2 protein-coding genes are annotated in these 2,340 nt (G+C 71.8%); both read right to left on the reverse strand.

Going from position 1 to position 2,340, the window contains the following annotated elements; translation table 11 throughout:
• Window positions 1-37: 37 nt before the first annotated feature.
• Window positions 38-868: an ABC transporter permease gene (locus ACFU99_RS41055; RefSeq protein ID WP_384403126.1), complete on the reverse strand. Its 831-nt coding sequence runs from the start codon at window positions 866-868 to the stop codon at window positions 38-40.
• Window positions 869-923: 55 nt separating this feature from the next.
• Window positions 924-1,979, reverse strand: coding sequence for an ATP-binding cassette domain-containing protein (locus tag ACFU99_RS41060; RefSeq protein ID WP_384403129.1), 1,056 nt, complete (start codon window positions 1,977-1,979; stop codon window positions 924-926).
• Window positions 1,980-2,340 lie beyond the last annotated feature (361 nt).

Here is a 2,340-nt window from a genome sequence, read left to right on the forward strand (position 1 = left end):
CCGCCCTGGTGTGAGGGGGCCCGTTCGGGCTCGCCGCTCAGGTCTTGCTGCGGAACTTGCGTACGGCCAGCGGCGCGGTCACCAGCGTGATGGCGACCGCCCAGGCGAGGGTGATCAGGACCGGCTGGGCGACCGCCCCGTGCCCGCTGAACAGGCTGCGCGAGGCGTCCGCGAGGTTGGACAGCGGGTTGACCTTGGTGAACCCCTCCAGCCAGCCCGGCATCGACGAGGTCGGCGTGAAGATCGAGCTGCCGAACTGGAGCGGCATGATCACGATCATCGCGAGGCCCTGGACGGCCTGCGGCGTCTTCATCGCCAGGCCCAGCAGAATGAAGATCCACATCAGCGAGGCGCCGAAGACCAGGGAGAGCACCACCGCGCCGAGCACGTGGAACACGGACCCGTCGATCGACATGCCCAGCACGAAGCCCATGATCAGCAGGATCGCCGTGGCGACCACCATGCGCCCGATCTCCACGACGATCTTCGCGATGAGGACGGAGGACCGGGCTATCGGCATGGTGCGGAACCGGTCCATCACCCCCTTGCGGAAGTCCTCGTTGACGCCGGTGCCCACCGCCATGGCGATGTTCATGCCGTTCATCGCCATGAGGCCGGGGATCAGGTAGCTGACGTACTCCTGCTGGTTGCCCTTGCCGGAGATCGCGCCGCCGAAGACGTACGTGAACAGCAGGGTGAAGATGACCGGCATCAGCAGGACGTCGAACATCGACTCCGGGTCCTGCTTGATCTGGAGCAGGTTGCGGCGGGCGAGCGCGCCGATGTGCCGCAGGTTGGCGCGCAGGCCGATGCGGCCCTCGCCGTCGTTCGTGGGCCGCGCGGGCGCGGTCAGGGTGGCGGCGCTCATGCGCGTACCTCGCTTCGGTGGGTGCTGCGGTGGTGTCGAGCGTCATGACGGGAGCTCATACGGCGGCCCCGGCGCGCTCCTGCGCACGGGCACCGGAGTCCGCGCCGCCGTCCCCGTCCTCGTCCCCGTCGGCCAGGGACGTCTTCTGGCCGGTGATGGCCAGGAACACCTCGTCCAGGCTGGGCAGATGGGTGTCGATCCCGGCGATCGCGAAGCCGCGCTCGCCCAGCAGGCCGACGACGGCCGTGAGCTGCTCGTCGCTGATGATCGCGACGTTGACGACGCCCTCGGCCTCGTCGATGGTCGCGCCGCCGACGCCGTCCAGCCCGGCCTGGGCCAGCGCGCCGACCATGCGGGGCAGTTCGCCGCGGTCCGTCGGGCGGATCCGCAGGGTGCGGCCGCCGACCTTCGCCTTCAGCTCGTTCACCTCGCCGCCGGCTATGACGCGGCCGCGGTCGAAGACGGTCAGCTCGTGGGCGAGCTGCTCCGCCTCCTCCATGTACTGCGTGGTGAGGAGCACGGTGCTGCCCTCGCCGACCATCCGCTGCACCTCCTCCCACACCTCGTTGCGGGTGCGCGGGTCGAGGCCGGTGGTCGGCTCGTCCAGATAGAGAACGGAGGGATGCCCGGTCAGGGACGCCGCCAGGTCGAGGCGGCGCCGCATGCCGCCGGAGTACTGCATCGCGGGCTTCTTGGCGGCGTCCGTCAGCGAGAACCGCTCCAGCAGGTCGTCCGCCCGGCGGCGGGCCTCGGTGCGGGAGAGGTCGAGCAGCCGCCCGATCATGTACAGGTTCTCGTACCCGGACAGCTTCTCGTCCACCGAGGCGTACTGCCCCGTCAGCCCGATCACCCGGCGCAGCTGCCGGGGCTGCTTGAGCACGTCGTACCCGGCCACCCGCGCGGTCCCCGCGTCGGGCCGCAGCAGCGTCGCCAGCACCCGTACGAGCGTGGTCTTCCCCGCCCCGTTCGGCCCCAGCACACCGAGGATCGTCCCCTCGCGCACATCGAGGTCCACTCCGTCCAGGGCCTTGGTCGCGCCGTAGTGCTTGACCAGCCCCCGGACCTCCACGGCGTTGCCGCCGCTCTTCTTGAGGTCGTTGTATCGCGTCATGGCAACAAGGTCCCAGGCCCCGTCGACAGGACACCGACAGCCCGCCGACATGTGCTTGGCGGCGCCGATGGGGTGCCGATACGCGCCGGGCGCGCCCGGTGCCGCGGACGTTCCGGCCGGTCGCCGGGCCCACCGTTGCCGGCTGCGCCGACAGGGGCGGGTAAGGGCGTGACGACCGCCGGGGCGTCGCGTGCCCGTTCCGGGCACGTGCGGCCGGGGCAAGGCCGGGGTGCGGCCGGGCACCGCCGCCCGGCGGGATGGCGTACGAGCTGCCCCGCCGGGGCCTTGCGGCGTCGACGGAGGGGGGCGGGCCACCGTACGGGCCGTCCGCTCGGCCGGGCCGGGGCCGGGTGCAGGGGCG

It is taken from the genome of Streptomyces sp. NPDC057654, from assembly GCF_042800135.1.
Classification (GTDB): Bacteria; Actinomycetota; Actinomycetes; order Streptomycetales; family Streptomycetaceae; genus Streptomyces.